This is a genomic window from Mongoliitalea daihaiensis, from assembly GCF_021596945.1.
Classification (GTDB): Bacteria; Bacteroidota; Bacteroidia; order Cytophagales; family Cyclobacteriaceae; genus Mongoliitalea; species Mongoliitalea daihaiensis.
Map to the genome: position 1 here is coordinate 697,252 of NZ_CP063779.1, position 26,024 is coordinate 723,275.

Below are 26,024 nucleotides of genomic sequence, written 5' to 3' on the forward strand. Positions count from 1 at the left end.
ACTACCGCCTTTTGATAAGTAAACCCGTCAATAGCAGCATCAATCCGCTAATGAAAATAAAATACGACAAGTTGCTGCTTGCAATCACTCCTCTACTCATACTCCGGTAATGAAAACTCAAACTCAACTCTTCCAAAAATAAGGCAAAAGGACTATACACATTCAACTCTACTAGAGCCGTCAAACCAAAATAGAGAAAGAAGCACAAAAACACTCCCCATACAAAGGCAACCACTTGATGCACAGTCAAGGCAGAACCAAATAATCCAATCGCTGCAAATACAGCTCCCATAAACAATAGTCCAATAAAAGATCCAAAGAAACCTGCATGATCAATATTGCCTAACGGTTGTCCAAGCTGTACAATACTCCAATAGTAAATCAAGGTTGGCATAACAGCTATCAGCACCAAGCTGATTGTCGCCAAGTACTTCGCCAAAATGATTTTTGAAATAGAAAGTGGGGAAGTCATCAATAATTCCCAAGTGCCTGATTTCCGTTCTTCTGCAATCATCTTCATGGTCATAGCAGGAATCAGAAAGGTGAAAACATAGGGAGCGTATACAAACAGTGCCTCCAAATCAGCAAATCCATATTCTAAAACCGATGTATCAGGAAAAACCCAAACGATCAAACCTAGAGAAACCAAAAACAGACTCAAAATGAGATAACCGCTCAAGTTCCCAAAGAAAGCATTGATTTCTTTTTTATACAGTGCCCACATACTCAGGATTGGGTAATTTGTTGGAAAATGGACTCTAAATTTTTACGCTCCTGTCGCAAACTGACCAAATTAAGATTTTTGTCAGCAACAACTTGAAGAATGGCTTTCCTTGCGTTACCAGCATCCATTACATGGATTTTTAAGAGGTTAGTTCGATCGGAACTGGTCATTAAACCGATTCCTTCAAACCAGTCAAGCGTGAGTTCTTCTTCAGTTTCCAAAACCAAACTTACTTGACCGCTTTCCTTGGTCAAATTGACCAATAGGTCTTCCGCTACAATTTCCCCACGATTGATGATAACAACCTTGTCACAGATAGCCTCCACCTCTTGCATGATATGCGTACTCAAAATCAGCGTCTTATTTTCACTGATGCTTTTGATTAGTTTTCTGATTTCTACCAGTTGATTAGGGTCCAGTCCAGTGGTGGGTTCATCCAAGATGATTACCTCAGGGTCATGAATCAAGGCTTTTGCCAAACCAACCCGCTGTCGGTAACCTTTGGAAAGTTGCTGAATCTGTTTGTGAGCTTCTCTTTCCAGTCCACATAGACCAACTAGTTCTTCTACTCGATTTTTAAGACTTTTTCCGGACATGCCGTACAGGCCTCCCGTAAAAGATAAAAATTCCCGCACATACATATCCACATACAAGGGATTATGCTCCGGTAGATAACCAATCAATTGACTGATTCTATGAGGCTCTTTTGCTACAGAAATTCCATTCACTAACACATCGCCTTCATCTGCCAACAGATACCCTGTAGCAATCTTCATAGTTGTAGACTTGCCTGCACCATTGGGACCAAGGAACCCTACTACCTGCCCTTTTTCTGCTGAAAAAGAGATCTGATTCAAAGCCTTTTGGCTTCCATAAAACTTACTCAGCTGCTGAATGGATAATGACATGAATAGGTATTCGTATGAAAATTCAGTTGTAAAATTACAAAAAAGCCTATAAACCAAAAAAGGCTTCTATGAAGCCCCATTTAAAGAAGTGTCAGTCAAGAACTGCCAAATCTCTTGAATATTAAACCTTACTAGCGCTAAGATAAAGGCTATAAGGAAATTAATCAACATTTTTGGACATTATTTACCAATCAATGGATTTTGCGGGTAACTATCGATCACATTACCCTCCCAATCCAATGAAATCAGCGAGTATTGACTGCCTTCAATAGTCAATAATGTAAATGCATTTACGCTCTGCGCCACTTTCAGATACCAAGTATCATCTACCGAATGAATCGGTCTAGGCTCGGTGCCCCACGAACCATCGCCCACATAGGTAATCCCTGTTTGGTCAATCTTTCCATTACGAATAGGAAACGTCCGCTTGTAGGCATGGTCATGGTTTTCAAAAGCAAGTCTGATAGGGTATTGCTCAAATATGGGTACCCAAGTATCCCTCACCAAGGTTTGTGTAGTTCCATTATAATCTCTAACAGAAGGAAAAGCCGGAACATGATAAATCGGTAATACATGTAAAAAATCTTTACGTTCTTCTAAGGTTTGTTTGAGCCATTCGGTCTGAACTCCCTCCACAGGATTGCTATGCTCGGTATCCAATATGACCAAACTCAAATATTTCCCAAAGTCCAATACATTGTATCCTGGTTGACCTGGGAAAGAAAATAAGGAATAAAAATATGGTGCAATACGGTTTCTAAACGAATTGGTCTGCTCATAGCCCGGATTACGAGAATGATAGCCACCTACAACCTCGTGATTTCCTGCAGCCACAATACACGGTAAAATACGATTTTCTGCCGTTACCAAGGTCTTGGTATAGGCATCAAACCAATCATAGATTCGTTGAAGATTTTCAGCTACGCCGTTTTCATAAGCCATATCTCCACCGATGATCACAAAATCAGGCTCATAGGAAGTAACGATCCCATTCGTTTGCTCAAACCATTCTTTTCTATGCATGGTGTCTCCACCGATAGCTATTTTGATGCTAGAAGTATTTAAGTCACCTGGCATGGTATGGAAGTGATAGACCGATTCCAAACCCGGAAACATCAACTCATACGTTGTCGCCGCTGATAGCCCTCCAATGCCAACCCTATGCACTTTCCGCTCTGAAAAAGGATAAGGCAATACTGTGCTTTCAAAATCTCTCCAAGCCTCGGTCCCTTTTTTTCGGAATTTGAGTGTAGTGCTTGCAGTAGCATCTGAATGCCAATCGATACTGATGCTACTAGTTGGATCATCCGTCCATGTCAAATAAAAGGCATGTGTAGCTTGCTGTGCTTGGGCTATTGCCGACAAAACAAAAACAAGTGCAATTGTTGCAATCCAGAAATGTTTGTAAATGCGCATGTGTAAATAAGGGTTTATGTTCTTAGAAACTCTTTCATGGCCAAATAAATTCCATTAGACCATCCAAATCCATCCTGAACAGGGTATTCTCCTCCACCTGCTTCCAAGGACAAATCTTCCACATTGTATTTTTCCATCATTTTTCCCGTCCGGGCAAACACGTTTTCATTCAATGCAGTCCATCGGGCAGCTATGTCAACAGCCAAATCCTGATACCCGTAATTCGCACAGGCCACCAATCCTATCCATTGCAAAGGCGCCCAACCATTGGGCGCATCCCACTGTTGACCTGAATAACTATTACTCGTGACCAATCCACCGGGTTTCAACAACTGCTTTTCGATATAATTTAAAACTGACTTAGCCTGATTTTCTGATGCAAAACCTGACCAAAGAGGAAATAGCGTAGCTAAGGAAGGTCGCTGCATAGACTTTTGTTGAACAAAATGATAATCCAAATACAACTCACCTTCCGATGACCACAAATACCGCTCGATTCCATTTAATCTTTTCCCCATTAAATCCTGATAATGAATAGCATGAGCCATATCTTCTTTCAATGAATAGACATAGTGCAACACCCGCTCCAATTCAAACAACAACACATTTAAATCTATGGGAATGATATGTGCCGCCTCAATGGTATTCAAATCCTGTTCATCCATCAACCATCGCGAACTAAAATCCCAGCCTGATTCACAAGCTGCCCGGATATGTCGCATACGGCTTTGATCTCCCTTGCTTAGATGCAGTAGCTCCACATCCTCCCGATAAGACTCTGCTCTTGGGGTATCCAAATCATCCCAGTACCGATTCAAAATCGTCGCCTCATCTAAACGGACCACTCTTGCATTTGCTTTCCCCACGATCAAATCTACACTCCCATCCATCCAAAACGCATATTCTCGCTCCAATTGAGGTAAATATTGAATCAAGATACTTTCGTCTTGCGTGACCTCTGCCAACAACTCTACCATCTTGACAAAAAACGGCGGCTGGGAACGGCTGATAAAATAAGAACGATTCCCATTAGGGATATGGCCAACCACATCAATCAAATGAGCAAAATTCTTTACCATCGCCTCAATCAAATCCACGCGCCCAGATCCCTTTAAGCCTAGCATGGTGAAGTAACTGTCCCAGTAATAGATTTCTCCAAATCTTCCTCCAGGAACCACATAGGCATAGGGTAATGGAATCAAAGAAGAACCTTCTTTTTCCTCATCTGCATCTTTGGTCAAAACCTTCCACTGTTGATGCAATCGCTCCTCTAAAGAATTGAACGCTGCCAGTTCTGGAAGTATCCCTGTAGTTGGCAAGGAAAAATGCCGATCTACGAAAATTTTTAGATTGAAATCCTTCAAATCTTTTTGCCGACGGTATTGGATTAGAACTTCCTCCACGGAAATCTTGGGAATCATATCTACAAATGTTTTGGAGTCGGGAAAAACTCCTTGCATTTGAACTGCTTCAAAAAGCTCTCCAAATACGTGCTCTGGACTATGCATGCTGCTGTTTGGTTACTTGCTTATGTAATAGAAATAAAATCAGGCAAAGTGCCACAATGGGAATCAATGAGAAGTAAAACGCATTGGTTCCCCCGTAGCGCTCAAAAATATTCCCTGTAATGATCGACCCTGTCGTACCTCCTAAGGCAGAAAAGACCACAATCAAGCCTGACATTGAGCTTTGCATGTATTTGGGTAAGGCACTCAAGACCACGGAATTGATAGTAGGATAAATTGGCGCCAAAAAGACTCCCAATAAAGGAAAGAGATACACTACAAAAGGAGCATTGAACCAAGTGATTGTTTCGGTTACCTCTGGAAGGTTTTGTGTCAAAGGCAAGGTAAGTAAGACACATATCCCCACCAAAACAGTACTAGTCAAGGTAAAGGTAAGCCAATGTACCCGCTTCAAAATCACTCCCGCTAATAAACGACCAACAGCCAAAGCACCTGCCAAAACTGCCCCTGCCTGTATCCCCATGCTCGCCGGAACTTTCAATACATCCTGATAAAAGGTCGGAGTCCAAGTCATAAAACTCTGCTCTATCAAGACAAACAAGAAAGCCGAGGCTGCAAATACCAGCACCAAGGGCTTCGCTACTAATTTGATCATCTCGACAAAATCATCCCAAGCCTTGCTGTTTTCACGCTTGGATGCAGATTCATTGACATCAGCTAGCAAGAGAAACAAGGCTGCCACTACACTCAAAGCGCCCAAATACCAATAGATACTCAGCCAAGCAGTGGAGCGAGGATCTGCATCATTGACAAATAGGCTGAAGAATACATTCCCTAAAAGTACGCCTATCATGAAAAATCCCTCAATGGTGCTCATCAAACTGCTATGCTCTTTGGTATCATCCGTCACTAGTCCAATCATAGCAAATACAGATACTTTAATCACTGCAAAGGATATACCCACAGTGGCAAACAACATTTTAAAATACCAAAACTCATTGGCCATCACAGGCATGATAAAGCACATACCTGCTACCAAACCCAAGGCAATCAGCATCCCTCTCTTCAAACCAATTTTGGGTAAAAAAGAGGCTACTACAAATGAAAAGATAGCAATTGGCAAATCCTTGAAGCCTTCCAAAATGGAAGCCTCTGCTTTGGTGACATCAAAAGTACGCTGTACTTGAAGGATAACTGCCCCTACTGAATTTAACAACACAGCAAATACCATGTAATTAAAAATCAAGGACAAACGAATCAATAATTTGGCATTCATACAGAATGAAGATTGGTGGTGAATGGAAATCGGGTATTAAGTTGGTAAATTTATTCCCAATTCACAAAAACCATCAATCCATGCTCATTCTCAGCTCGACTTGCAGCGGGTAATCTGAAACCAATATATTAGGCTTCCTTTTCTGTAAAAAATCAGTGTAAACAAAAATACCCTCTTCTTGAGCCTGTGCATCAATCGCCCCCAATACATCTGTAATTGTCGGAAGACCAAGGGAACGAGCTTTTTGGAATAACTCCACTGGTCCGTTCTTGTTGATATAAGCGGCTAGGTAATAGGGTTGCTCCGTTTTGCAGAGATAATAGTCAAAATCATCTTCCTCAGTAATCAATACAGACAACAAAAACCGTTCTTCTAAAGCCAAAGCTTCTGCTGTTCGCTCCTTGCTAAACGTGAGTAAGACTACCCGCTCCAACATATCAAATTTTTTTACGAGGGACATGACCTTGTCCAATGAAGCTTCTTTGACATCCAACATTAAATAAAATCCTTTCTCTTTACTAATTGCCAAAAAATCTTCCAATCGTGGTAAGCGCTCTTTAAGCCCATTCAATTTCACTCCATCCAAAAAAGCGCTAGCTAATTCTTTTACCGCTCCCTTGGACGAGGTGGTTCTGTCCAAAGTTTTATCATGCAGCACGTACAAAACCCCATCTTTACTCTCCACTACATCAATCTCGTGGAACATAAATCCCATTTCACCGGATTTCTCAAGGGAATACACACTATTTTCCACCCAAGAAGGCTCCAAGGCCACCCGATGAGAAAAAAGGACAGTTTGTTCCTCTTCAAGGAGTTTACGCAAGGACTGAGCTTCTGAAGCAAAGGAAAATACACAGAAACAAATGAACGCAAAGATAACTTTCATAGTAAAGGATATACACAAGGATGAATGAAAAGGTTTTAGATTACCATCCATTCCTAACTAGCCTACTTCTTATCCAACAAATACCAATAATTGGGATCCACTACAATAGGTCCATCACTTCTCACCAAAACAGGGTTTGAAGAAAGCACATGACGCTCCAAACCATTGCTGGTTTTGATTTCTACTGGAATAGAAAAATCAATAGTCGGCAGACTCACCGCATAGCCCCGTTTTCCCTTCTTAGAGACTTTCACTTGGGGTAAGCGGACAGATTTCAAGTACAAATCAAAGAATCCCTGCAAATCCTGTTCGGCATACTGCTGCACAAAGCTGGTGAAATCATTGGTATCTACTAAATTTTCATAGGTAAAGCGCTCATCTGAGGCAAAGGCTTTCAACATGGGAAAGAAAATTTCATCACCCAAGAAATACCGCAGCGAATGAATGATAAAAGCACCTTTGGTATAAATTTCTGGATGATAAGCAAAGTCTGAATGGGAATTGCGGGGAGATACAACGGGTCTCAGGTTTCGAATATTAACTCGAACAGAAGCGACCTTTTGATGATAGGCCTCTTCACCTCCATGCTCCAAATAAAACAGCCAATCCGCATAAGCCGTCAAGCCTTCATGAATCCAGAAGTCTGCCCAATCTTTCACAGAAACCTTATTCCCAAACCATTCATGGCCAAGTTCGTGATGCAATAACCAATCCGCCCAAACATCCCCTACCTTCTCGAATTTGAAATTATTCCCATAACCATTGATGGTCTGATGTTCCATTCCCAAATAAGGGGTTTCGACTACCGCTATTTTATCATCCCCAAAAGGATATGGCCCTAAATATTTCTCCAAAGTTTGCGTGGAGGTTTCTAAGACCTGCAACAAGTCATAAGCTTTGGATTTGTTTTGTTGCAAAACATAGACATACATGGGTATTTCCTTTCCATCGATCGACTGATATACTTTGGATGCCTCATAGAACACACCAACTGTAAAATTCACATTGTAATTATTGATGGGGTATTGGGTTGACCAGTGATACCGGTATCGGTCCCCAAGGTCCTCTTGGGCAGCAAGCCTTCCATTGGAAGCAACAAAATAAGGTTTGGGTACTGTGAAGAATAAATCCACGCCATTGATAGGTTCGGAGGAAGGATGGTCCAAGCAAGGCATAAAGATTTTGGCACCTTCATTTTGTGAAGAAAGACCCATCCAATGGTTCCCCAGCTCATCCATTTCCCAAGTAAACCCACCTGTCCAAGGAGGCCGAATGGCAATAGGCGTTTCTCCTTCGTAAAATATTTCCACTTCATTGCAAGTACAGTCGACCGGAAAAATATCCAACACATCCCCCACGTGTTCGAATCTGATTTCCTTTCCATCCATGATGACCTTACTTACCTGATATTCCTCTATCAAGTCCAGTCGTAAAGTATCCAACCGCTCATCCGCATGGAAGGTCACTTTATTGCTTCCTTTGATTTTCTGTGTTTCAGGGAAAATCTCCAAATTCAATTGATAGTGCACTACTTGAAACTGCTCTTGAAGGGGATGTATTGGTCCTCCCCAAGTCCAATTCTTTTGGATTTGGGCAAAAGATTGGTGCGCAAAAAATAGAAAAGAAAGGAAGACAAATAGCTGCTTTTTCATAGTCTGGGTAAAACTGGAAGATTATCTAGAAAAGTGATCATTCAATCACTTATTCACCACTTCAATTTCGGGGTTAATTTTCAATAAATCAGCGATCAACTCATCATTATTTTCGGGGGCAATGTAGATTTCATCAAATCGATTGAAATAAATGACAATTCCTTTGGTCGCTAAAGCAGGCTTTATACCCGTAAAATTCGTGACATCTTTACTTGCTTTTGTAATTTCTTGAATATCAATTTGCCCTTTTAAAAATGCGGAGCGATAATAAAAAACACCTTCTACTATTCGATAAGAAGTATCAATATAGAGCCAAAGGACAATAGCAAAAGGTAACGCCAATATGAAAAACCCAAGAAGCATACGTAAAAGATTTTCAGCATTATAAAAGCCTCCAATAAATGGTAAAAATGCTGTAAGGATTACTAATCCTGTAATAAGTTTTCCTTTGCGGGCTTTGTATATTTTCATAGGATAGTCTGATAAATTCAAATTAAACAGGAAATTTCCCTTAAAAACACGTATATTTACCTAACCATTAACACGTGTATTTATGAGTACTAAATTAACACTTACAATTGATAAATCAGTTATTGAATCTGCCAAATCGTATGCAAAAGATCAAGGGAAAAGTCTTTCTCAAGTGATAGAAAATTATTTAAAATCGCTGACTGATGAAAGCCAACCAAAGGAAATTTCAGCAAACGTGAAAAAATTGATTGGCTCAATCAAATTACCAGAAGATTTTGATTATAAAAAAGAATTAGAAGAAGCAGTTGCAAAAAAATATCTTAATCAATGAAAGCTGTTTTAATTGACTCTGACGTAATTCTAGACGCTTTATCCAATAGACAACCTTTTGCTAAAGACTCCATCCAAATCCTCACGCTGTGTGAAACAAAACAAATTCACGGCTACATCACTCCAGTCATTCTAAGTAATCTTTACTACTTGTTGAGGAAAATTGGCGTGTCAAATAGCCTGATTCTTGAAAATTTCAGAAATCTTTTAACCAATATTTTATTTGATGTGGTACCTATGGATAAAAAGTCTATTATGACTGCTATAGATTCCGAGTTCAATGATTTGGAAGATGCTCTACAAAATTTTTCAGCAGAAAATCATGCTGACATTTCGGTGATAATCACTAGGAATACAAGAGATTTTAAAAGAAGTAATCTCTCTATTATGACTCCCAAAGAGTTTTTAGGAACAGTGAGGGCGAAACAGTAAAAAATTAAGGCTAGCCGAATATTCAGCTAGCCTTCTTATTTTTAGGGAAGAGTAATTCCTTACCAGCTATTCTTACTTCTCAATCACAGAGTCTGTAGCATATTCTTCTACAGGGATACAGCTGCACACCAAGTTTCTGTCACCAAAGGCAGAATCAATTCTTCTGACAGTAGGCCAGAATTTATTGGTTCTCACATATGGCAATGGAAATACTGCCTTTTCTCTGCTGTAAGGGAAATCCCAAGCATCTGCCAAGGCAAGATTAGCGGTATGCGGCGCATTTTTCAAGACATTGTTTTGCTTATCAGCAACACCATCTTGGATTTCCTGAATCTCTTGACGGATGGCTATCATTGCATCACAGAATCTATCCAATTCAGGTTTGGTTTCAGATTCGGTAGGCTCAATCATCAAGGTTCCAGCTACAGGAAAGGACACTGTCGGTGCATGGAAACCATAATCCATCAATCGCTTGGCAATATCTTCTACTTCAACCCCAAAATCTTTGAAAGCTCTGCAATCCAAAATCATTTCATGTGCCGCTCTTCCATTGGCTCCTGTATACAAGATTGGATAATGTGCTTCCAATCTAGACTTCATGTAGTTGGCATTCAATATAGCTATCTTGGTAGCATTGGTCAAACCTTCTCCGCCCATCATTGCGATATAGGCATAGGATATAGGAAGAATGCTTGCACTACCAAATGGTGCTGCAGAGATGGATGTGATCGCTTCAGTACCACCTGTTTTTATCACAGGGTTTCCTGGAAGGAATGGTGCTAAGTGCTTAGCCACACAGATTGGACCCATGCCAGGACCACCACCACCGTGAGGAATACAGAAGGTTTTATGGAGGTTCAAGTGACATACATCCGCACCAATCATACCCGGGCTGGTCAAACCAACCTGCGCATTCATATTGGCACCGTCCATGTATACTTGACCACCGTTATCGTGGATAATTTGGCAAATCTCTTGAATAGCTTCTTCAAATACACCATGGGTAGATGGATAGGTAACCATCAAGGAAGCCAATTCATTTTTATGTAATTCCGCTTTTTCTTTCAAATCAGCGACATCGATATTTCCTTTTTCATCACACTTCACCAATACCACTTTCATCCCTGCCATGACAGCAGAAGCTGGGTTGGTACCGTGAGCTGAGGTAGGAATCAAAGCGATATTTCTATGATGATCACCTCTACTCATGTGATACGCACGGATGACCATCAAACCCGCATATTCGCCTTGAGCACCAGAGTTTGGTTGTAAGGATGTATCGGCAAAGCCAGTAATCTCAGTCAACCAGTTTCTTAGATTTTGGAATAACTCATAATAACCCGCTGCTTGGTCTTGTGGAGCAAATGGGTGTAACTGACCGAATTCTGGCCAAGTTACCGGAATCATTTCAGAAGTAGCATTCAATTTCATCGTACAAGAACCCAATGAAATCATGGAATGCACCAAGGAAAGGTCTTTTGCTTCCAAGCGTTTGATGTATCTCAACATCTCGTGCTCGGAGTGATTGTGATTGAATACAGGATGTGTCAAGTATTCTGACGTACGCGCAACAGAAGCTGGCAATTCCAAGGTCAAGCCAGCTACCAGTGCATCAAAGTCAATACTTGCTTTTTTGTCAGTAGACTTAGCGAATACCTCTACTACGGCTTTAACATCTTCTAATGTCTTGGCCTCATCAAAAGACAAGAAAATAGCCCCACTTTCGTACCTAAAGTTCATTTCTGCAGATACTGCAAAAGCTTTGATTTTTGATTGTTGTACATCATCCGTCTTCAGACCAATGGTGTCGAAAAATGTCTCAGAAGTCGGTTCAAAGCCCATTTGCTTCAACGCTTGTAAGGTCAATTTAGCCAATCCATGCGCTTTCAAAGCAATTTCTTTCAACCCTTTAGGACCGTGGTACACTGCATACATTCCAGCCATGACAGCTAACAATACTTGCGCAGTACAAATATTAGAAGTGGCTTTTTCTCTTTTGATATGTTGCTCTCTGGTCTGTAAAGCCATTCTGTAAGCTTTGTTGCCATCTCTGTCTACAGATACCCCAATAATCCTACCGGGTACTTGTCTTTTAAAAGCCTCTTTGGTGGCAAAAAAAGCTGCATGAGGTCCGCCATAGCCCATTGGAACACCAAATCTTTGGCTCGTACCCACGACTACATCTGCACCCATTTCACCTGGAGATTTCAATAAGGTTAAGGCTAATAAATCCGACGCAAATGCAGTGAATACATGATTGTCCTTAGCTGATGCTACAAGGTTTGTATAATCAATCACTTCACCATCCATATTTGGATACTGCAACAATACTCCGTAGATATCCGGATCCGTCAGGTCTAGCTCGGACAAAGGGGCTATATGTAAGTCAATACCGATCGGTTGAGCTCTAGTCAGCAATAAATCTTTGGTTTGAGGAAAAATTTTCTCGTCTACAAAAAATTTATTCGCATTCTTCTTTTCCCTTGGCTTGGACGCATGCAACATAGTCATAGCTTCTGCAGCTGCTGTAGCTTCATCCAGCAAAGATGCATTCGCCATTTCCATTCCAGTCAACTCCATCACAACAGTTTGGAAATTAATCAAGGCTTCCAAACGGCCCTGTGCAATTTCAGCTTGGTAAGGTGTGTAGGCAGTATACCATCCTGGATTCTCCAAGATATTTCGTAGAATCACCCCTGGTACAATGGTATCGTAATACCCCAATCCAAGGAATGATTTGAAAATCTTGTTTTTAGAGGCCATTTTTTTGAAATCCTTTAAAAATTCCGCCTCCGATTGAGCTGATGGAAGATCCATAGGCTTCTTCAACTGAATGGACTTTGGAATCGTTTGGTCGATCAACTCCTCAAGAGAAGATGCCCCGATTGCACCTAGCATAGCATTGATCTCTTCCGGTGAAGGAGCATTGTGCCTATTTTCAAAGGTGGTACTTGGATGGAGATTAATTTTCATAATCGATTGAAATGTGAGTATTTATTTGGGTTTTATCCGCTTTAAATTTTCGTAGTGCAAAGGTATAAATTATTGATATCAAATGGATTTTTGAAGCTCAAGAATTCCTCATCATAACAAGCTTCTTGATAAACGGTTTTAATGTGATGGGAATATTTTTTAAGTTTAGCCACTAAAAAATTGAAAACTAAATAAAACTATGAAAAAACGTTTTTGGTTGGTGGGTGCGATGGCATACATGCTATCATTCTCCATCAGCGCCCAAGATGCAACCGCATTGAAATATGGCGCTACAATTACTGCAGCAGACCTTGAAAAACACCTGAGATTTATTGCTTCTGATGAGCTTGCTGGAAGAGATACAGGCACTGAAGGTCAAAAGATGGCCGCTAGCTACATCAAAGATCATTTTGAAAAGTGGGGACTTGCTGGTCCAGTTGATGGTGGATATTACCAAGTTTTCAATTTGGTATCCAATAGTTATCCAGGTGTAAGCCTTCAAGTAGGGAAAAATAAAATGCAGCAGAACAAGGATTTTATCTTTGTCGGCGATGCTGATATGAAGAAAAGCCAAAAAGCTGCAATTGTATTTGTAGGCGATGGTTCTAAAGAAAGTCTAGCAAAAGTAGATGTAAAAGGAAAGCTAGCGGCAGTTTGGGCAATTGGTGCCCGTACCCAAAACATCGTCAAAGATGCAATGGAAGCTGGCGCCATAGGAGTGATTGTCACGACAATGGAAGACCAAACTGCCTTTGATCGACTAGCAGCTCGCTACGCTGCCATGACAGGTGGCCGCTTAGGTTTTGAGCGTCCCACTGTACAAGAACCAGCCTTCATGGTAAGCGGAACACAGATGGCAGCTATTTTTGGTGCTACTGTAGACCAAGTAAAAGCTGCACTAGGAAACCCAGCTTCTGTTGCACCAGCTCAGGCTACTTTCCAAGTCAAAAAACAAACTACAACAGTACCAACTGAGAATGTATTAGGCTACCTGGAAGGTACAGATAAGAAAGAGGAAGTATTGGTACTTTCTGCTCACTATGACCACGTTTCTCCAGGAGCTGACGGTAGAATAATTCCTGGCGCTGATGACAATGGATCAGGAACAGTTGCTGTAATGGAAATTGCAGAAGCATTTGCGCTAGCAGCAAAAGATGGGATCAAACCTAGAAGAAGTGTTTTGTTCATTGCTCTAACTGCTGAAGAAAAAGGGTTGCTTGGTTCTCAATATTACGTGGAAAACCCTATATTCCCATTGGAAAATACGGTCAATAACTTAAATATTGACATGTTGGGGAGAATTGACAATGTTTATAAAGATGCGGAAGATACCAATTATTTATATGCTATTGGTTCTGAGATGTTGTCTTCACACTTAAAGAAAATTTTAGATTACAATAACATCACTTATACCGGTCTTAACTTGGATTATCGCTACGATGACCCTGCGGATCCTAACAGGTTCTATTTCAGATCTGACCATTATAATTTCGCAAAGTATAACATTCCTTCTATCTTTTTCTTCTCAGGATTACACAATGACTACCACACACCTGAGGATACCATCGATAAAATTGAATTCCCTTTGATGACCACAAGAGCTCAGTTAATTTTCCACTTGGCTTGGGACTTGGCTAACAGGGAAAAACGAAATCCTGTAGATGGCTCCAATAATAGAGGAGATCGTTAAAAATTAAAAGAGGGCTACTGAATTCAGTAGCCCTCTTTTTTTAAATGAAAATCTATGAGAATATTATTCTACCTTTTAGCTTTTAAACATTCACATGTCTTTCTGCATGATAGGAAGAACGCACCAAAGGGCCAGATTCAACATATTTCAACCCTCTAGTTAATCCTTCTTCTCTGTAATGCGCAAACATGTCTGGATGAATAAATTCCGCAACCTCTATGTGCATCTTGGTAGGCTGTAAGTATTGGCCTAGTGTAAGAATATCACACCCGTGAGCTGCTAGATCATCCATTGCTTTATACACCTCTTCTTTGGTTTCACCTAGACCAAGCATAATTCCAGTCTTGGTACGCTTACCATATTCTTTGGTCAACTTGATTTGTTCCAAGGATCGCTCGTATTTGGCCTGAGGACGTACTCTTCTGTACAGTCGCTCCACCGTTTCCATATTGTGAGAAACTACTTCTTGTCCACCACTGATCATGCGATACAAGGCATCCCAATTTGATTTCACATCTGGAATAAGCGTTTCTATGGTTGTTTCCGGAGACAGTTCTTTGGTCATCACCACTGTCTGATACCAAATCTCTGCTCCCCTATCCTTTCTTTCATCCCTATTAACGGAAGTAATTACAGCATGCTTTACTCCCATTAGCTTGATAGCTTCCGCCACCCTGCGAGGTTCATCAGTATCATACTCTGGGGGTCTACCAGTAGCTACTGCACAAAACGAACAGGAACGGGTACACACATTGCCCAAAATCATGAAAGTTGCAGTACCTGCCCCCCAACATTCACCCATATTGGGACAATTACCACTTTCACAAATTGTATGTAATTTATGTTCATCTACTAATTTTCTGACCTTAGCATATTCCTTCCCCACTGGAAGTTTGACTCGCAACCAATCCGGTTTTTTTCGTTTGGTACTTTCTTCAGAAATTACTGGTAACTCTATCATTGCTTCTGAATTTAATTGATTAACAAATGTAAGGGCTAGTGATGGATTAACCCAATAGATTCCTTATTTCCTAAACCCGTAAAAAAACGTAAAATAAACCGATTGGAATAGTTGTCTGTTTTCAACAGTGGGCATCAAAGGAATCTCTCTGGTAAAACCCTCTAATTGATACCCAAGTTCCAGCCCCGTCACATTTGTACGAAATACACCAAATTCAAAAAAAACGGCCGCTTTGGCATTCCCTCCGATAGCAAACTCAGACTGACCAATACCTTCAAAAATTCTTCCTGGCCCCAGAATGTTGAATCTACTTTGATGCACTTCCGGATTATATTGTTCGCGGACCGTTTCCAAGCGATTAACTGCATACTCCACTATATAGGGCGCAATGATTCCCACAGAAGGCCCCACGGCACCCAAGAGTGAGACTTGTACTCCCTGCTGCGGCGCTTTTTTAAATAAGACCAATTCTCTACCATAATAAGGTCTTACTGAATACAGATAGTTTGATTTACCAAAAATAAAAGAATTACCTAAAATAGTATTGTAGCGGACTTCTTTAGGGTTTTTGACATTAGCTAAATCCAATCCAAAAAATTGAAATTGAGTATCATCTAGCCGTTGAGCAACCTTTACAGAAAAACCCCCAATCAATCCTCCATTGGTATTTTTATTGATCCCAAACAGTACCTCGCGGTCATATTCATAATTTCCCGCATCTTCCCGTTGAGCGTATACGCCTAGAGACAATCCTAGAAACAGTATTGAAAATATATAAATTCGATGTTTCATCATTTCACAGATGCAATATTAACGTTAACTTGCCCACTAAGTTATCTAACCAAAAATAAAAGTAAGAGTTTATGCCTACTATTAAAAGTGTGTATCAAGGAAATCTCCGAACAAACATGAAACATCTGCAATCCGGACTCGAAGTAATCACGGATGCACCTGTTGATAATAATGGTAAGGGTGAAGCATTTTCGCCAACAGACCTTGTCGCAGCTGCCCTAGGAAGCTGCATGGTCACTATTATGGGAATCGTTGCAGAAAGAGATGGAGTCTCTTTGGAAGGACTGAGTTGGGAAGTCACTAAAATCATGAACCCTCAACCTCGAAAAATAAGTGAAATCGTAATCGACTTTCACTGGGAAAATCCTGTACAAGATGCCGCTATGCTACAAAAACTGAAGAATGCAGCCAAAACCTGTCCTGTCGCTCTAAGTTTAGATCCAGAGCTCAAGCAAACGATCAATTTTAATTTTTAATTATTTTTCAGAAAGCATGTAGCAAATCGACATGCTCTTACGTCTTCAATAAAAGGAAGTAATTTAAGCGTCTTTGGAAGAATTTATAATCCAAAAAGCAAAGAAAGGTGACCCTAAAGCTGTAGAAATGCTCTATAAACATTTCTACGGCTTCGCTATGGGTGTTGCTTTACGGTATAGCTACAACAAAGAAGAAGCTTGCGAGATTGTCAATGACAGTTTCATGAAAGTATTTGATAAACTCACAACTTATGAAACGCAAAATTCTTTCAAAGGCTGGTTTCGGAGGATCATTGTGAATACCTCAATCGATTATTACAGAAAAAATAATAAATACAAAGCCGTTTTGGATATAGAGCATGCACATTTAAGCGAACAAGACGCCTCGATCATTGATGAATTATCCAAAGAAGATATCCTAAACTTATTACAAAACTTGCCCAATATGCTGCGAATAGTCTTCAATCTCTATGAAATTGAAGGGTATTCGCACAACGAAATAGCAGAAAAATTGACTATTCCTTCTAGTACTTCCCGAACGTACTTAGCAAGAGCGAAAGAAAAATTACGAGAAAAAATCATACTCCTAAACAAACAAAGTGATGAAGGAGCCATTCGATAAAAAACTGTCCCAACGAATAAAATCAGTATTCGAAAATCACCAGGAATCTCCGAGTGAGAAAGAATGGGAGAAATTTGCAGCGGCCTATTTCAATAAACCGGCTAAGAAACCTGTGCCTATTTGGATATGGTGGTTCTCTGGAATCGCAGCATCACTGGTCTTCGGAATTTGGTTGCTAAATCCAACATCCATTGACCATTCAGAAGAACAACTTTTATCCTTTGCGGATAGCTTAGCTAAAGAAAGTAAAACATTTACCTTTGAAGAATTAGGGTCTATCGAAAAACTGGAAGAAGCTAGCTCCGCAGTAGAAAAAATTACCCAATTGAATACAGGTAACAGTTCAGTTAAAAATAAGACACCTGAAACAGCACAAAAAGAGGCCATGTTGATGGAAGTAAAGGGAAGTAATCAAGTAGGACAAAACAATCCCCAGGATATTTCAATCATTGCTGAAAATGGATCTCAATCACAAGCCAACATCCTAACAAAAGACACCAATCCCTTACTTGAAGAGAAGGCATTTGCGTACATCCAAAACCTACTTTCAGAGGAAAGTAACGTCATTCCGTCATCAAAGAAAGATCCTTTTAGAATAGGCTTTCTATTGGCTCCTCAAACAGTAAGTAACACCAATCAAACAATCGGCTTATCTGCTGGTATTATGTCGGAGTTTTCTGTATCCAAAAAATTGAAAATTGATATGGGTATCGCATATGCACAGCAAAATATAAATCCCAATACAAATGGAGGTATACTAAATGCATCTGTAAATGATGCTTTGGAAGCAAATTTTGGGTCTCGAAGTCAGTACAATACAGCCGGTCTACTTTCTACAGGGAATCTTTTAAGTTTCAATGAAGAATTGCGATTTGGACAGTTAGAAATTCCCATCAATTTAAAATACAAACTATTGGAGCGTAACAAAGCGGATATTTATTTTGTCTCTGGTATATCCAATATGTTCTATTTGAATCAAGAACGCATTAGCACGTTAAAATTTGCAAATCTAAGCACAGCAGCATCGATGGGTGATGGACTTCAAAGCTTCTCTCAAAGGACTGTTCCCGATGCAACTAATCGGGATGTTATGATAGGTCAATTAGTGAATGTTGCAGTAGGATTTGAACAGAATCTTTCTAATGGAACATTTTTGTATATAGAACCATTCTATAAAATATCTGTAGGCAATCAGACATTTGCTGAGCAACAATTTTCAATAGGCGGCATCAATCTTAGAATGAATTTCCAGTTAAAAAAGTAAACAAATATGAAGAAAGTATGGACTAGTTTGGTGGCAATCATCGTATTGTCATGGATGGGTGGGTGTATCAGCTCCGAAAATGAACTTGAATTGGCTATCCAAAGAGATGTTCAATTAATCAAAGATTTCCTACAGCGAAACAATATTGATGCTGTAGAAAATCAACTTGGCTATTTTTATCGAAAAGTAGTCACTAATGAAAGTGGAAGACAAATTGTGAACAACGACATTGTTGGTGTTTACTATGAAATCCGTACAATCGATGGTCAGTTAATTGAATCTTATTTGAATGAAAGTAAGCCTGCTCGCCTTTACCTGCACGGGGATTCTGGATTGGTACCTCGGGGAATCAACTTTTCAAGTGGAATTGCAAGAGAAGGCGAAACATTAGAATTATTTATCCCATCACATTTGGCCTATGGAGGATATAGCTTTCAACAGCTGATTCAGCCTAACTCCAACCTCGTAGTAAGAATTATATTCTCGAGAGTTTACTCTTTAACAGAGGTAAATGGTATGGAAGCCGAACTCATGGAAGCATTCATTGAAGAAAAAGAGTTGGAAGGTTTTGAACAGACATCTCAAGGAATGTGGGCACGCACAGTAGTCGAAGGAAACGCTGCTGGAAGCGCATCAGAAATAGGCAATCTAGTAAGATTCACGTATACTATCCAACAAATGGATACTGATAAACCTTTTGAGGTAGCACCTAGCAGCACCAACTCTTTCCAAATTAGAGTTGGGAACCAAGAGAACCAAGCATTTTTAAACTTAGGGCTGACAGGTGTGCGAGTAGGTCAAGAAATCGATGTTATTGTGCCATCCAGGTTAGGCTTTGGGGCCACTACTCAGGTATTCCCTTTCACTATAAGGCAAGATTTATTTGCTAGGGGTTTGATCCCTGAATTGGCTCGGCCATATGAACCACTGCTTTTCAAAGCAAGAATTATTTCAATCAATTAACAAAAAAGCCCCCATTAAATGAACCAAATGGGGGCTTTTTTATTTTTTGCTATTACCAATCTTATTGGTCAATTTTACTGTCCTATAAACCCAAAAAATATGAGCTTTTTATTTGATAGCTTCAAAGGCTGGAAAAATTACTGTCTAGACAAAAACATGTCTTTGTTTGAGTCAGTCATTGAATATGAAATGACTCAAAAAAACAAAATGGAAAATGACATATGGATAGGCTTAGGCAAAGCCTACGCTGTCATGAAGGAGGCTGTTGAAACAGGCTTAAATGAAGAAATGAGTTCCCGCTCGGGAATGATCAATAATGGGGCAAAAAAAGTTTACCGCCATCCCGTCACTGTTTTGTCACCCGAATTTCAAAAATTAATATCCCGAGCACTTGCCGCCAAAGAAGTAAATTCTTGTATGGGCAGAGTGGTGGCTGCACCAACCGCTGGAGCATCTGGCATTCTCCCTGGGACTCTTTATACCCTGCAAGAAATTCATCAACTGGATGATCGAAAAATCTTAGAAGGATTATTAATTGGGGCAGGAATAGCGTTGATTATTGAAGAAAAAGCGAGTCTAGCAGGTGCTGTAGGTGGATGTCAAGCAGAAACGGGTTCTGCTGCAGCCATGGCATCGGGAGCGATTGTTTACTGCTTAGGAGGAACTATTGACCAGATTTTTAATGCAGTTGCCATTACCATTCAATGCATGCTGGGATTAGTGTGCGATCCTGTAGCGGGCCTGGTTGAGATTCCATGTGTAGTAAGGAATGCCAGTGCCGCAGCGATTGCAAACAGTTCAGCACAGATTGCATTAGCAGATGTCAGTCCTGTTATCCCAGTGGATGAATGCATTGAAGCTATGGGCGAAATTGGGGCTAGTATGGAAACCCGCTACAAAGAAACCGCCTTGGGTGGATTGGCAGCAACATTGACTGGACAAGAAATTTCCAAAAGGGTATTGATACAGGACATAGAGGTTCTACCAGACGAGGAACTACCGCAGTAGATCCCCAAGAAAAGGAATTTCTAAGATATATTGAATTGAAAAAGAAAAGATTACACCCCATACCATGGCACTAACAAACATGTAAAGGAAAATCTTTTCTTTTTTCACGTTAAAAGCATTTAGAATAATCGTACCTCCCACTGGAGTTAACAATAAAGGGGTCAAGGCTGCTACGCCAAGAAGTCCATATTTCCTCCAAACAGTGACAATTTTCCTCGTCCTTGGAGTGAATACTTTTTTCTTTTTAGTCAAACCCAGTTGCCAATTTGTACGAAACCAGTCACCTAGTAAGGTAATTGAAAAAACAGTGGTCATCATACCAGATACAGTGATAACGAGCATTTCGATACTACTCAATCCAGCGGCGAGACCAAGAACAGGACCTGCAATAAATTTAAATAATGTAGCGATGTAAATGAATACTACTTTTAGAAAATACTCTATCATACGAGCAAGTACAAATATGTTGCATAAATACCAAGCAAAACAACTCCTTCCCATCGTTTGATAACCATGCTACTTCTGATAATGGGAAACAAAAGGAGAGTAATTCCAAGCATCCACATATAATCATTGAATAAAAATGCATCAGAGACCGGTATCGGCTGAACAATACTGGTAATCCCTAAAATTGCTAAAATATTCATAATATTACTTCCCAAAACATTCCCTATAGCTATATCGGTTTTTTTATTCAGTCCAGCTATTACGGAAGTTACCAATTCGGGTAAACTTGTACCAATGGCAATAATCGTAACTCCAATCACACGCTCACTAACACCATACACTTGAGCTATTTTTACTGCATTGTCAACAAATAAATCCGATCCAACATAGAGTCCACCAATCCCTGCAAGAAGAAAAAATAAAGCTTTCCACATATTCGTTGGTGCAATAAATTCGTCCTCATCTGGCACAACTCCACTCAACTTTTTAAAGAAATACCAATTAAGAAGCAGTAAACAAACCACAAAAAATATTCCCTCCAACCGAGAAATGATTCCATTCCAACTCAATAGAATCAAAAGAACGGTGGTAACAACCGTTGCTAGATAATCCAGCTTTAATACGGATCGCATAATGGCTATCGGATATAAAATTGCACTGACTCCCAATACTAAGGCAATATTTGCAATATTAGAACCAACAACATTACCAATCGCAATGTCGCTAGTACCTTTGAGAGCGGCATTGATACTTACTAGTAACTCCGGAGCCGATGTTCCAAAAGCAACTACAGTAAGACCTATGAGACCAGGGCTTAGTCCAAACTTAGATGCGATACCAGAAGCACCATCCACCAACAACTTTCCCCCATAAAGAAGGATTGCTAAACCTAGAATCAATAAACCGTAAACCACAGATTGAATTTATAATTTTTCTCCAAAAGCCAAGTCTCCCGCATCACCAAGACCAGGTACAATGTAAGAATGCTCATTTAAATGACTGTCCAGTGCACAAGTCCACAGATTAACGGAATAATTTTGAAGTTGTTGCTTCAAAAGTGCTACCCCCTCGGGTGCTGCAATAACCGAAGCAATATGCACTGTTTTAGGAAGGCCATTTTTCAACAAATTTTCGAATGTTTTGACAAATGATTTACCTGTAGCAAGCATAGGATCCACTATGATTACGGTTTTACCTTCTAAGCTTGGGCATGCCTGATACAAGTAATCGACATCAACTCCATCATTCATTTCTTTGGATTCTATTCTATAAGCACCAACAAAACCACTCTCAGCATGGTCAAAAGCCTCTAAAAATCCATCATAAAAAGGAGCTGCAGCTCTTAAAACTGAAATGATGACTACATTTTCAGGCACCTGAATTTTAGTGGTGTCTAAAGGCGTTTGAATTAACTCTTCGTGGAAAGTTAAACTTTTAGAAATCTCATAAGCCATCAAAAACCCCAGACGTTTTAAATTATGGCGAAAGCGCATACGGTCTTTCTGACTATCAATATCTCGGAGTTCTGCCAAAAACTTATTGACAAGACTAGGTGTAGTATTTAATATAAACATAGCGTTAGGGCATAAAAAAACCCGAAACTAATTTCGGGTTTTTTTTATTAATTGTTATGATTTGATTACTTCACTTCGAAGCTTGTTCTTCTTGCAAGTTGTCTTGCATCTGCAGAACGCTTGTCTACGCTTGTATCTTCACCGTAACCTTTGTAAGAAAGTCTTCCAGCATCAACACCAGCAGCTACTAACAAGTCATATACTGATTTAGCTCTTCTTTCAGATAACTTCATGTTGTAATCCTCTGGACCTAATTCGTCAGCAAAACCTTTGATTTCAACATTTACACCTGGATTTCTCTTTAAGAAGTTAGCTACATAGTTAACAGAAGAAGAAGAATATCCTAGTGGTTTAGAACTATCAAATGCAAAGTATACGTTCACATATCCTTCATTGATTGCCTTCTTGAAGTAATCCACTTCTTTTACTTCTTCAACAGGACATCCGTTGTTAGATGCTGGACCTGGAGCAAATGGACACTTGTCTAAGTGATCAGGAATACCATCACCATCAGAATCTAAAGTTCTACCAAAAGAATCAACTCTAGCTCCAGCTGGAGTGTTAGGCTCCTTGTCTAGGTAATCAGGAATACCGTCACCATCAGAATCTTTCAACATATCTTTAATCTCACCGATTTGCTGAGCAAGTTCTTCCTTAGTAGCATACTTATCGGCTGCAATGTACCAGTCAGCATGAGTATCTTTGCTTCCTAAGTAGAATGTAAGTCCTAATGTACCTGTCCACCAAGTAGCTGCTGGACCGAAAAATCCATTATTGTTACCACCTGTCATTGTAGTAGGCAAAATAGCAGAAGCTCCATCGAAAGTAACTGTTTGTCTACCATTTGAAATGGTAGTAATGTCACCAGTTAAAGCAATTCTTTCGGATAATTTTACTTGACCAGTAAAACCAAGCTTGATGTTGTAAACTCTATCAGTGAAATCGTTGAATTGATTTTCCTGAGGTCTTACGTTTCCGAAACCACCACCAAGGTGACCAAGTAAACTTACTCTTCTTGAAAAGCTTTCCCAACCCATGATTCTACCTAGGTTAGCTACACCGGAAAGGTTAGCTCTAAAATAGTTAGTTGAGAAAGAAGGGCTGTTGCCACTTGCTTCAGAGAAAGAACCGAACCCGTAGTCCACTTTGGCTCCGAATTTTTCATTGAACATGTATCTGACACCTAAGTCAGCATGTCCAATATTTAGAGTTGGAGATAAAAAACCAGCGGTCAAAGGAGCCATTGGCTTGTTAAAACCTCCACTTACTTCAATCGACCACTTATTAAAGTCGTCTTGTGCCTGAGCACCGATTGCAAGTGTACTTGCGATTAATGTAGATAGTATTATTTTTTTCATAACAAAAAATTTTTTCAAATTTTGAGTGTTTAATTGATTTGATTACAGATTTACAAGCTTTAAACTAGATACAAATGTATAGGAATAATTTAATAATTTAAACTTTATCAGAAAACTTTTCGATTTTCGAATATAATTTGAATTTCACAAACTTTAACATAAACTATGCCAAATACCACCTTATTACACGAATTAGCTAAAATAAAATCAACATCAGGAGATGAGAGCTCTTTTACTAAATACGTCATTGATTTCATCAATAAACGAAAAGAAACATTTAAAGTTTTACCAGAAGTATATGCTGATGAAAAATTTTACGGAAACATATTGCTGAAGTTTGGAAAACCGCGCACAGCAGTATTTGCACATCTCGATACAATTGGATTTATGGTCCGATATGCAAACCAATTAGTGCCAATAGGAGGACCAGAGGCTGAGACTGGATATATTTTAGAGGGAGAAGATGATTTGGGCCCGATCAGGTGCACATTAATTGAAAATGAGGGGGCATTGTTATATGACTTCCCTAGAGCAATTCAAACAGGCACAAGGCTTTCATTCGGTGGGGAATGGAAAATAGATGCTGATTTTATTACAGGCCCTTATCTAGATAATAAGTTAGGTGTTTACAATGCTTTACAATTATGCGAGGTAATTGAAGATGGGTGGATAGTGTTTTCAACTTATGAGGAACATGGTGGCGGGAGTATTCCGGCTCTGCTTCATTTCATTCAAAAGACTTCGCCTATCAAACATGCGTTGATTTCAGATATTACCTGGGTCACCGATGGTGTCCATCATCACGAGGGCGTCGTCGTATCCATCAGAGACAAACATATCCCACGAAAAAAATTTATTGACCGGATTATGGAGTTAGCCATTGAGAGTGGTGTCCCTTTTCAACTGGAAGTTGAGGCGTCTGGTAGCTCTGATGGACGGGAGATTCAAATGTCTCCATATTTTATTGATTGGTGTTTTATAGGCGCTCCAGAAGATCATGTTCATAGCCCCCACGAAAAAGTTTCAATCAAAGATTTGGATGCAATGGTCGACTTGTATAAATATCTCGTCAAATATCTATAAGTTATTAGCAGATAAAAATTACGCAGGGCTCCATTTTTTTTTATATTTGTCAAGCCCTTCGGTTAGGGCTTTTTTATTTTAGTTATATGGTCACTATTAAAGACAAACAATTCTCACCATTTATCGATGCAGAAACCATTCAGCAAAGATTGGAAATACTTGGTGAGGAGATTACAAAAGACTTCCAAGAAAAAACACCTATTTTAATAGGCATTTTAAATGGGTCTTTTATGTTTATATCAGACCTAGTCAAGCATATAAGTTGTCCCATTGAAGTTTCGTTCATCAGAATTTCTTCTTACGAAGGAACCGAATCTACTGGTGAGGTCACTTCTATTATGGGATTAAATACCGATTTGAAAGATAGACACGTAATCATTGTAGAGGACATTGTAGATACTGGTTTGAGTATGTACAGAATCTTGGAAGAGCTCAAGATCATGCAGCCTAGCTCGCTTTCTATTTCTACACTTCTGCTCAAGCCAGATGCATTGAAGCACCCAATTGAGTGCAGATACATTGGTTTTGAGATCCCTAATAAGTTTGTGGTAGGGTATGGTTTAGACTATGATGGACTAGGCAGAAATCTTCCTGAAATATATCAGTTAAAGTAATTAGCAGCAGAAAAACAAATACGTAATGATCAATCTAGTATTATTTGGCCCTCCTGGGGCAGGAAAAGGCACTCAAAGCGAGAAGATAATTGAAAAATTCCATCTGACTCATTTATCTACAGGTGATTTGTTTAGAAAACACTTGGGAGAGGGGACTGAACTAGGCAAATTAGCCAGAACTTACATGGATAAGGGGCATTTGGTCCCAGACGAAGTTGTTATCGGTATGGTAGAAGATAAACTTGTGACGACTACTGAAACCAATGGATTTATTTTTGATGGATTCCCCAGAACTGTTGCACAGGCTGAGGCCTTGGATCAATTGATGGTTAAAATAGGTGCTCAAATATCTGGGATGGTTGCATTGGAGGTAGACGAGGAAGTTCTCAAAAATAGAATCCGCGAGCGTGGGAAAACTTCCGGTAGAGTGGACGATCAAGATGAGCAAAAGATCCAAACACGTATCAATGTTTATTTGGACGAAACACTTCCTGTAGCTGCATACTATGATAAACAAGGTAAATTAACAAAGGTGAACGGTGTGGGAAGTATTGATGACATCTTTCAAAATATCAGTAAAGTCCTTGAAAGTTATTAATCCTTAAATAATTTATATCTTTGTGTCGAATTTGGCTAAG

At 39.7% G+C, this 26,024-nt stretch carries 26 protein-coding genes; 11 read left to right on the forward strand and 15 right to left on the reverse strand.

Translation table 11 applies throughout. From position 1 onward, the window contains the following. Nucleotide 1 precedes the first annotated feature (1 nt). From gldF to IPZ59_RS02780, 8 genes are all read right to left on the reverse strand, one after another. Entirely contained in the window at nucleotides 2–724 is a 723-nt protein-coding gene (gene gldF, locus IPZ59_RS02745; protein WP_236138355.1) for a gliding motility-associated ABC transporter permease subunit GldF, read from the reverse strand. Nucleotides 725–726: 2 nt separating this feature from the next. Continuing rightward, entirely contained in the window at nucleotides 727–1,632 is a 906-nt protein-coding gene (gene gldA / locus IPZ59_RS02750; protein ID WP_236138356.1) for a gliding motility-associated ABC transporter ATP-binding subunit GldA, read from the reverse strand. 180 nt (nucleotides 1,633–1,812) lie between these two features. Beyond that, nucleotides 1,813–3,048, reverse strand: coding sequence for a metallophosphoesterase (locus IPZ59_RS02755; protein ID WP_236138357.1), 1,236 nt, complete (start codon nucleotides 3,046–3,048; stop codon nucleotides 1,813–1,815). A gap of 14 nt (nucleotides 3,049–3,062) precedes the next feature. Beyond that, on the reverse strand, nucleotides 3,063–4,556 hold the full coding sequence (gene treF / locus IPZ59_RS02760) for an alpha,alpha-trehalase TreF (RefSeq protein WP_236138358.1): 1,494 nt from the start codon (nucleotides 4,554–4,556) through the stop codon (nucleotides 3,063–3,065). Continuing rightward, nucleotides 4,549–5,790: an MFS transporter gene (locus IPZ59_RS02765; protein ID WP_236138359.1), complete on the reverse strand. Its 1,242-nt coding sequence runs from the start codon at nucleotides 5,788–5,790 to the stop codon at nucleotides 4,549–4,551. Before IPZ59_RS02765 ends, treF begins: the two co-directional genes overlap by 8 nt. Before the next feature lie 73 nt (nucleotides 5,791–5,863). Next, nucleotides 5,864–6,676 carry a glycerophosphodiester phosphodiesterase family protein gene (locus IPZ59_RS02770; protein WP_236138360.1) on the reverse strand — a complete coding sequence of 271 codons (813 nt, stop codon included), beginning with the start codon at nucleotides 6,674–6,676 and terminating at the stop codon, nucleotides 5,864–5,866. A gap of 62 nt (nucleotides 6,677–6,738) precedes the next feature. Further along, nucleotides 6,739–8,328, reverse strand: a complete 1,590-nt coding sequence (locus IPZ59_RS02775; RefSeq protein ID WP_236138361.1) for a M1 family metallopeptidase — start codon at nucleotides 8,326–8,328, stop codon at nucleotides 6,739–6,741. A gap of 45 nt (nucleotides 8,329–8,373) precedes the next feature. After that, a complete protein-coding gene (locus IPZ59_RS02780; protein WP_236138362.1) occupies nucleotides 8,374–8,799 on the reverse strand; it encodes a PH domain-containing protein in 426 nt (141 codons plus the stop codon). Nucleotides 8,800–8,881: 82 nt separating this feature from the next. On the opposite strand from IPZ59_RS02780, the gene IPZ59_RS02785 reads away from it, so the two are divergent. Both IPZ59_RS02785 and IPZ59_RS02790 read left to right on the forward strand, forming a co-directional pair. Beyond that, nucleotides 8,882–9,130 carry a DUF6364 family protein gene (locus tag IPZ59_RS02785; protein WP_236138363.1) on the forward strand — a complete coding sequence of 83 codons (249 nt, stop codon included), beginning with the start codon at nucleotides 8,882–8,884 and terminating at the stop codon, nucleotides 9,128–9,130. Then, complete coding sequence (locus IPZ59_RS02790) at nucleotides 9,127–9,561, forward strand: type II toxin-antitoxin system VapC family toxin (RefSeq protein ID WP_236138364.1); 435 nt, start codon at nucleotides 9,127–9,129, stop codon at nucleotides 9,559–9,561. Before IPZ59_RS02785 ends, IPZ59_RS02790 begins: the two co-directional genes overlap by 4 nt. Nucleotides 9,562–9,633: 72 nt before the next feature. Here the strand turns inward: IPZ59_RS02790 and gcvP are convergent, their stop codons facing one another. Next, nucleotides 9,634–12,534 (reverse strand): aminomethyl-transferring glycine dehydrogenase, encoded by a 2,901-nt coding sequence (gcvP, locus tag IPZ59_RS02795; RefSeq protein ID WP_236138365.1) that lies wholly within the window; start codon nucleotides 12,532–12,534, stop codon nucleotides 9,634–9,636. 199 nt (nucleotides 12,535–12,733) lie between these two features. Here gcvP and IPZ59_RS02800 point away from each other — a divergent pair, with 199 nt between their 5' ends. Next, the gene (locus IPZ59_RS02800) at nucleotides 12,734–14,224 is read left to right on the forward strand and encodes a M28 family peptidase (protein WP_236138366.1); all 1,491 of its coding nucleotides are present in this window, start codon (nucleotides 12,734–12,736) and stop codon (nucleotides 14,222–14,224) included. Between the two features lie 82 nt (nucleotides 14,225–14,306). Here the strand turns inward: IPZ59_RS02800 and lipA are convergent, their stop codons facing one another. Beyond that, nucleotides 14,307–15,185 carry a lipoyl synthase gene (gene lipA / locus IPZ59_RS02805; RefSeq protein WP_236138367.1) on the reverse strand — a complete coding sequence of 293 codons (879 nt, stop codon included), beginning with the start codon at nucleotides 15,183–15,185 and terminating at the stop codon, nucleotides 14,307–14,309. Between the two features lie 63 nt (nucleotides 15,186–15,248). Continuing rightward, nucleotides 15,249–15,980: a hypothetical protein gene (locus IPZ59_RS02810; RefSeq protein WP_394800724.1), complete on the reverse strand. Its 732-nt coding sequence runs from the start codon at nucleotides 15,978–15,980 to the stop codon at nucleotides 15,249–15,251. Between the two features lie 68 nt (nucleotides 15,981–16,048). Here IPZ59_RS02810 and IPZ59_RS02815 point away from each other — a divergent pair, with 68 nt between their 5' ends. The 5 genes from IPZ59_RS02815 (at nucleotide 16,049) to sdaAA (ending at nucleotide 20,310) form a co-directional block, all read left to right on the forward strand. Then, a complete protein-coding gene (locus IPZ59_RS02815; protein WP_236138368.1) occupies nucleotides 16,049–16,453 on the forward strand; it encodes an OsmC family protein in 405 nt (134 codons plus the stop codon). A gap of 73 nt (nucleotides 16,454–16,526) precedes the next feature. Continuing rightward, on the forward strand, nucleotides 16,527–17,075 hold the full coding sequence (locus IPZ59_RS02820; protein WP_236138369.1) for an RNA polymerase sigma factor: 549 nt from the start codon (nucleotides 16,527–16,529) through the stop codon (nucleotides 17,073–17,075). Continuing rightward, entirely contained in the window at nucleotides 17,056–18,339 is a 1,284-nt protein-coding gene (locus IPZ59_RS02825) for an outer membrane beta-barrel protein (RefSeq protein ID WP_236138370.1), read from the forward strand. The genes IPZ59_RS02820 and IPZ59_RS02825 overlap by 20 nt, the downstream gene beginning before the upstream one ends. Nucleotides 18,340–18,345: 6 nt before the next feature. Next, the gene (locus IPZ59_RS02830) at nucleotides 18,346–19,302 is read left to right on the forward strand and encodes an FKBP-type peptidyl-prolyl cis-trans isomerase (RefSeq protein WP_236138371.1); all 957 of its coding nucleotides are present in this window, start codon (nucleotides 18,346–18,348) and stop codon (nucleotides 19,300–19,302) included. A gap of 99 nt (nucleotides 19,303–19,401) precedes the next feature. After that, nucleotides 19,402–20,310 (forward strand): L-serine ammonia-lyase, iron-sulfur-dependent, subunit alpha, encoded by a 909-nt coding sequence (sdaAA, locus tag IPZ59_RS02835; RefSeq protein ID WP_236138372.1) that lies wholly within the window; start codon nucleotides 19,402–19,404, stop codon nucleotides 20,308–20,310. On the opposite strand, the gene IPZ59_RS02840 is transcribed toward sdaAA, so the two are convergent. From IPZ59_RS02840 to IPZ59_RS02855, 4 genes are all read right to left on the reverse strand, one after another. Beyond that, on the reverse strand, nucleotides 20,299–20,757 hold the full coding sequence (locus IPZ59_RS02840) for a hypothetical protein (RefSeq protein ID WP_236138373.1): 459 nt from the start codon (nucleotides 20,755–20,757) through the stop codon (nucleotides 20,299–20,301). The two genes, sdaAA and IPZ59_RS02840, sit on opposite strands and share 12 nt — an antisense overlap. Continuing rightward, nucleotides 20,754–21,671 (reverse strand): calcium/sodium antiporter, encoded by a 918-nt coding sequence (locus IPZ59_RS02845; RefSeq protein ID WP_236138374.1) that lies wholly within the window; start codon nucleotides 21,669–21,671, stop codon nucleotides 20,754–20,756. Before IPZ59_RS02845 ends, IPZ59_RS02840 begins: the two co-directional genes overlap by 4 nt. A 9-nt stretch (nucleotides 21,672–21,680) precedes the next feature. Continuing rightward, nucleotides 21,681–22,331, reverse strand: coding sequence for a uracil phosphoribosyltransferase (gene upp / locus IPZ59_RS02850; protein WP_236138375.1), 651 nt, complete (start codon nucleotides 22,329–22,331; stop codon nucleotides 21,681–21,683). Nucleotides 22,332–22,396: 65 nt separating this feature from the next. After that, entirely contained in the window at nucleotides 22,397–23,689 is a 1,293-nt protein-coding gene (locus IPZ59_RS02855) for an OmpA family protein (RefSeq protein WP_236138376.1), read from the reverse strand. 165 nt (nucleotides 23,690–23,854) lie between these two features. Between IPZ59_RS02855 and IPZ59_RS02860 the strand changes: the two genes are divergently transcribed. From IPZ59_RS02860 to IPZ59_RS02870, 3 genes are all read left to right on the forward strand, one after another. Then, nucleotides 23,855–24,772, forward strand: a complete 918-nt coding sequence (locus IPZ59_RS02860; RefSeq protein WP_236138377.1) for a M20/M25/M40 family metallo-hydrolase — start codon at nucleotides 23,855–23,857, stop codon at nucleotides 24,770–24,772. 86 nt (nucleotides 24,773–24,858) lie between these two features. Next, nucleotides 24,859–25,386: a hypoxanthine phosphoribosyltransferase gene (gene hpt / locus IPZ59_RS02865; protein WP_236138378.1), complete on the forward strand. Its 528-nt coding sequence runs from the start codon at nucleotides 24,859–24,861 to the stop codon at nucleotides 25,384–25,386. Between the two features lie 25 nt (nucleotides 25,387–25,411). Then, on the forward strand, nucleotides 25,412–25,984 hold the full coding sequence (locus IPZ59_RS02870) for an adenylate kinase (protein WP_236138379.1): 573 nt from the start codon (nucleotides 25,412–25,414) through the stop codon (nucleotides 25,982–25,984). Nucleotides 25,985–26,024 lie beyond the last annotated feature (40 nt).

Bases quoted from the DNA above. Each gene is read 5' to 3' on its own strand.
- IPZ59_RS02770 (WP_236138360.1), bottom strand. From the start codon at position 6,676: ATGAAAGTTATCTTTGCGTTCATTTGTTTCTGTGTATTTTCCTTTGCT.
- IPZ59_RS02775 (WP_236138361.1), bottom strand. From the start codon at position 8,328: ATGAAAAAGCAGCTATTTGTCTTCCTTTCTTTTCTATTTTTTGCGCAC.
- treF (WP_236138358.1), bottom strand. From the start codon at position 4,556: ATGCATAGTCCAGAGCACGTATTTGGAGAGCTTTTTGAAGCAGTTCAA.
- lipA (WP_236138367.1), bottom strand. From the start codon at position 15,185: ATGATAGAGTTACCAGTAATTTCTGAAGAAAGTACCAAACGAAAAAAA.
- IPZ59_RS02855 (WP_236138376.1), bottom strand. From the start codon at position 23,689: ATGAAAAAAATAATACTATCTACATTAATCGCAAGTACACTTGCAATC.
- gcvP (WP_236138365.1), bottom strand. From the start codon at position 12,534: ATGAAAATTAATCTCCATCCAAGTACCACCTTTGAAAATAGGCACAAT.
- upp (WP_236138375.1), bottom strand. From the start codon at position 22,331: ATGTTTATATTAAATACTACACCTAGTCTTGTCAATAAGTTTTTGGCA.
- sdaAA (WP_236138372.1), top strand. From the start codon at position 19,402: ATGAGCTTTTTATTTGATAGCTTCAAAGGCTGGAAAAATTACTGTCTA.
- IPZ59_RS02870 (WP_236138379.1), top strand. From the start codon at position 25,412: ATGATCAATCTAGTATTATTTGGCCCTCCTGGGGCAGGAAAAGGCACT.
- IPZ59_RS02800 (WP_236138366.1), top strand. From the start codon at position 12,734: ATGAAAAAACGTTTTTGGTTGGTGGGTGCGATGGCATACATGCTATCA.
- gldF (WP_236138355.1), bottom strand. From the start codon at position 724: ATGTGGGCACTGTATAAAAAAGAAATCAATGCTTTCTTTGGGAACTTG.
- IPZ59_RS02780 (WP_236138362.1), bottom strand. From the start codon at position 8,799: ATGAAAATATACAAAGCCCGCAAAGGAAAACTTATTACAGGATTAGTA.
- IPZ59_RS02825 (WP_236138370.1), top strand. From the start codon at position 17,056: ATGAAGGAGCCATTCGATAAAAAACTGTCCCAACGAATAAAATCAGTA.
- IPZ59_RS02765 (WP_236138359.1), bottom strand. From the start codon at position 5,790: ATGAATGCCAAATTATTGATTCGTTTGTCCTTGATTTTTAATTACATG.
- IPZ59_RS02815 (WP_236138368.1), top strand. From the start codon at position 16,049: ATGCCTACTATTAAAAGTGTGTATCAAGGAAATCTCCGAACAAACATG.
- IPZ59_RS02810 (WP_394800724.1), bottom strand. From the start codon at position 15,980: ATGATGAAACATCGAATTTATATATTTTCAATACTGTTTCTAGGATTG.
- IPZ59_RS02860 (WP_236138377.1), top strand. From the start codon at position 23,855: ATGCCAAATACCACCTTATTACACGAATTAGCTAAAATAAAATCAACA.
- hpt (WP_236138378.1), top strand. From the start codon at position 24,859: ATGGTCACTATTAAAGACAAACAATTCTCACCATTTATCGATGCAGAA.
- IPZ59_RS02790 (WP_236138364.1), top strand. From the start codon at position 9,127: ATGAAAGCTGTTTTAATTGACTCTGACGTAATTCTAGACGCTTTATCC.
- gldA (WP_236138356.1), bottom strand. From the start codon at position 1,632: ATGTCATTATCCATTCAGCAGCTGAGTAAGTTTTATGGAAGCCAAAAG.
- IPZ59_RS02840 (WP_236138373.1), bottom strand. From the start codon at position 20,757: ATGATAGAGTATTTTCTAAAAGTAGTATTCATTTACATCGCTACATTA.
- IPZ59_RS02830 (WP_236138371.1), top strand. From the start codon at position 18,346: ATGAAGAAAGTATGGACTAGTTTGGTGGCAATCATCGTATTGTCATGG.
- IPZ59_RS02755 (WP_236138357.1), bottom strand. From the start codon at position 3,048: ATGCGCATTTACAAACATTTCTGGATTGCAACAATTGCACTTGTTTTT.
- IPZ59_RS02785 (WP_236138363.1), top strand. From the start codon at position 8,882: ATGAGTACTAAATTAACACTTACAATTGATAAATCAGTTATTGAATCT.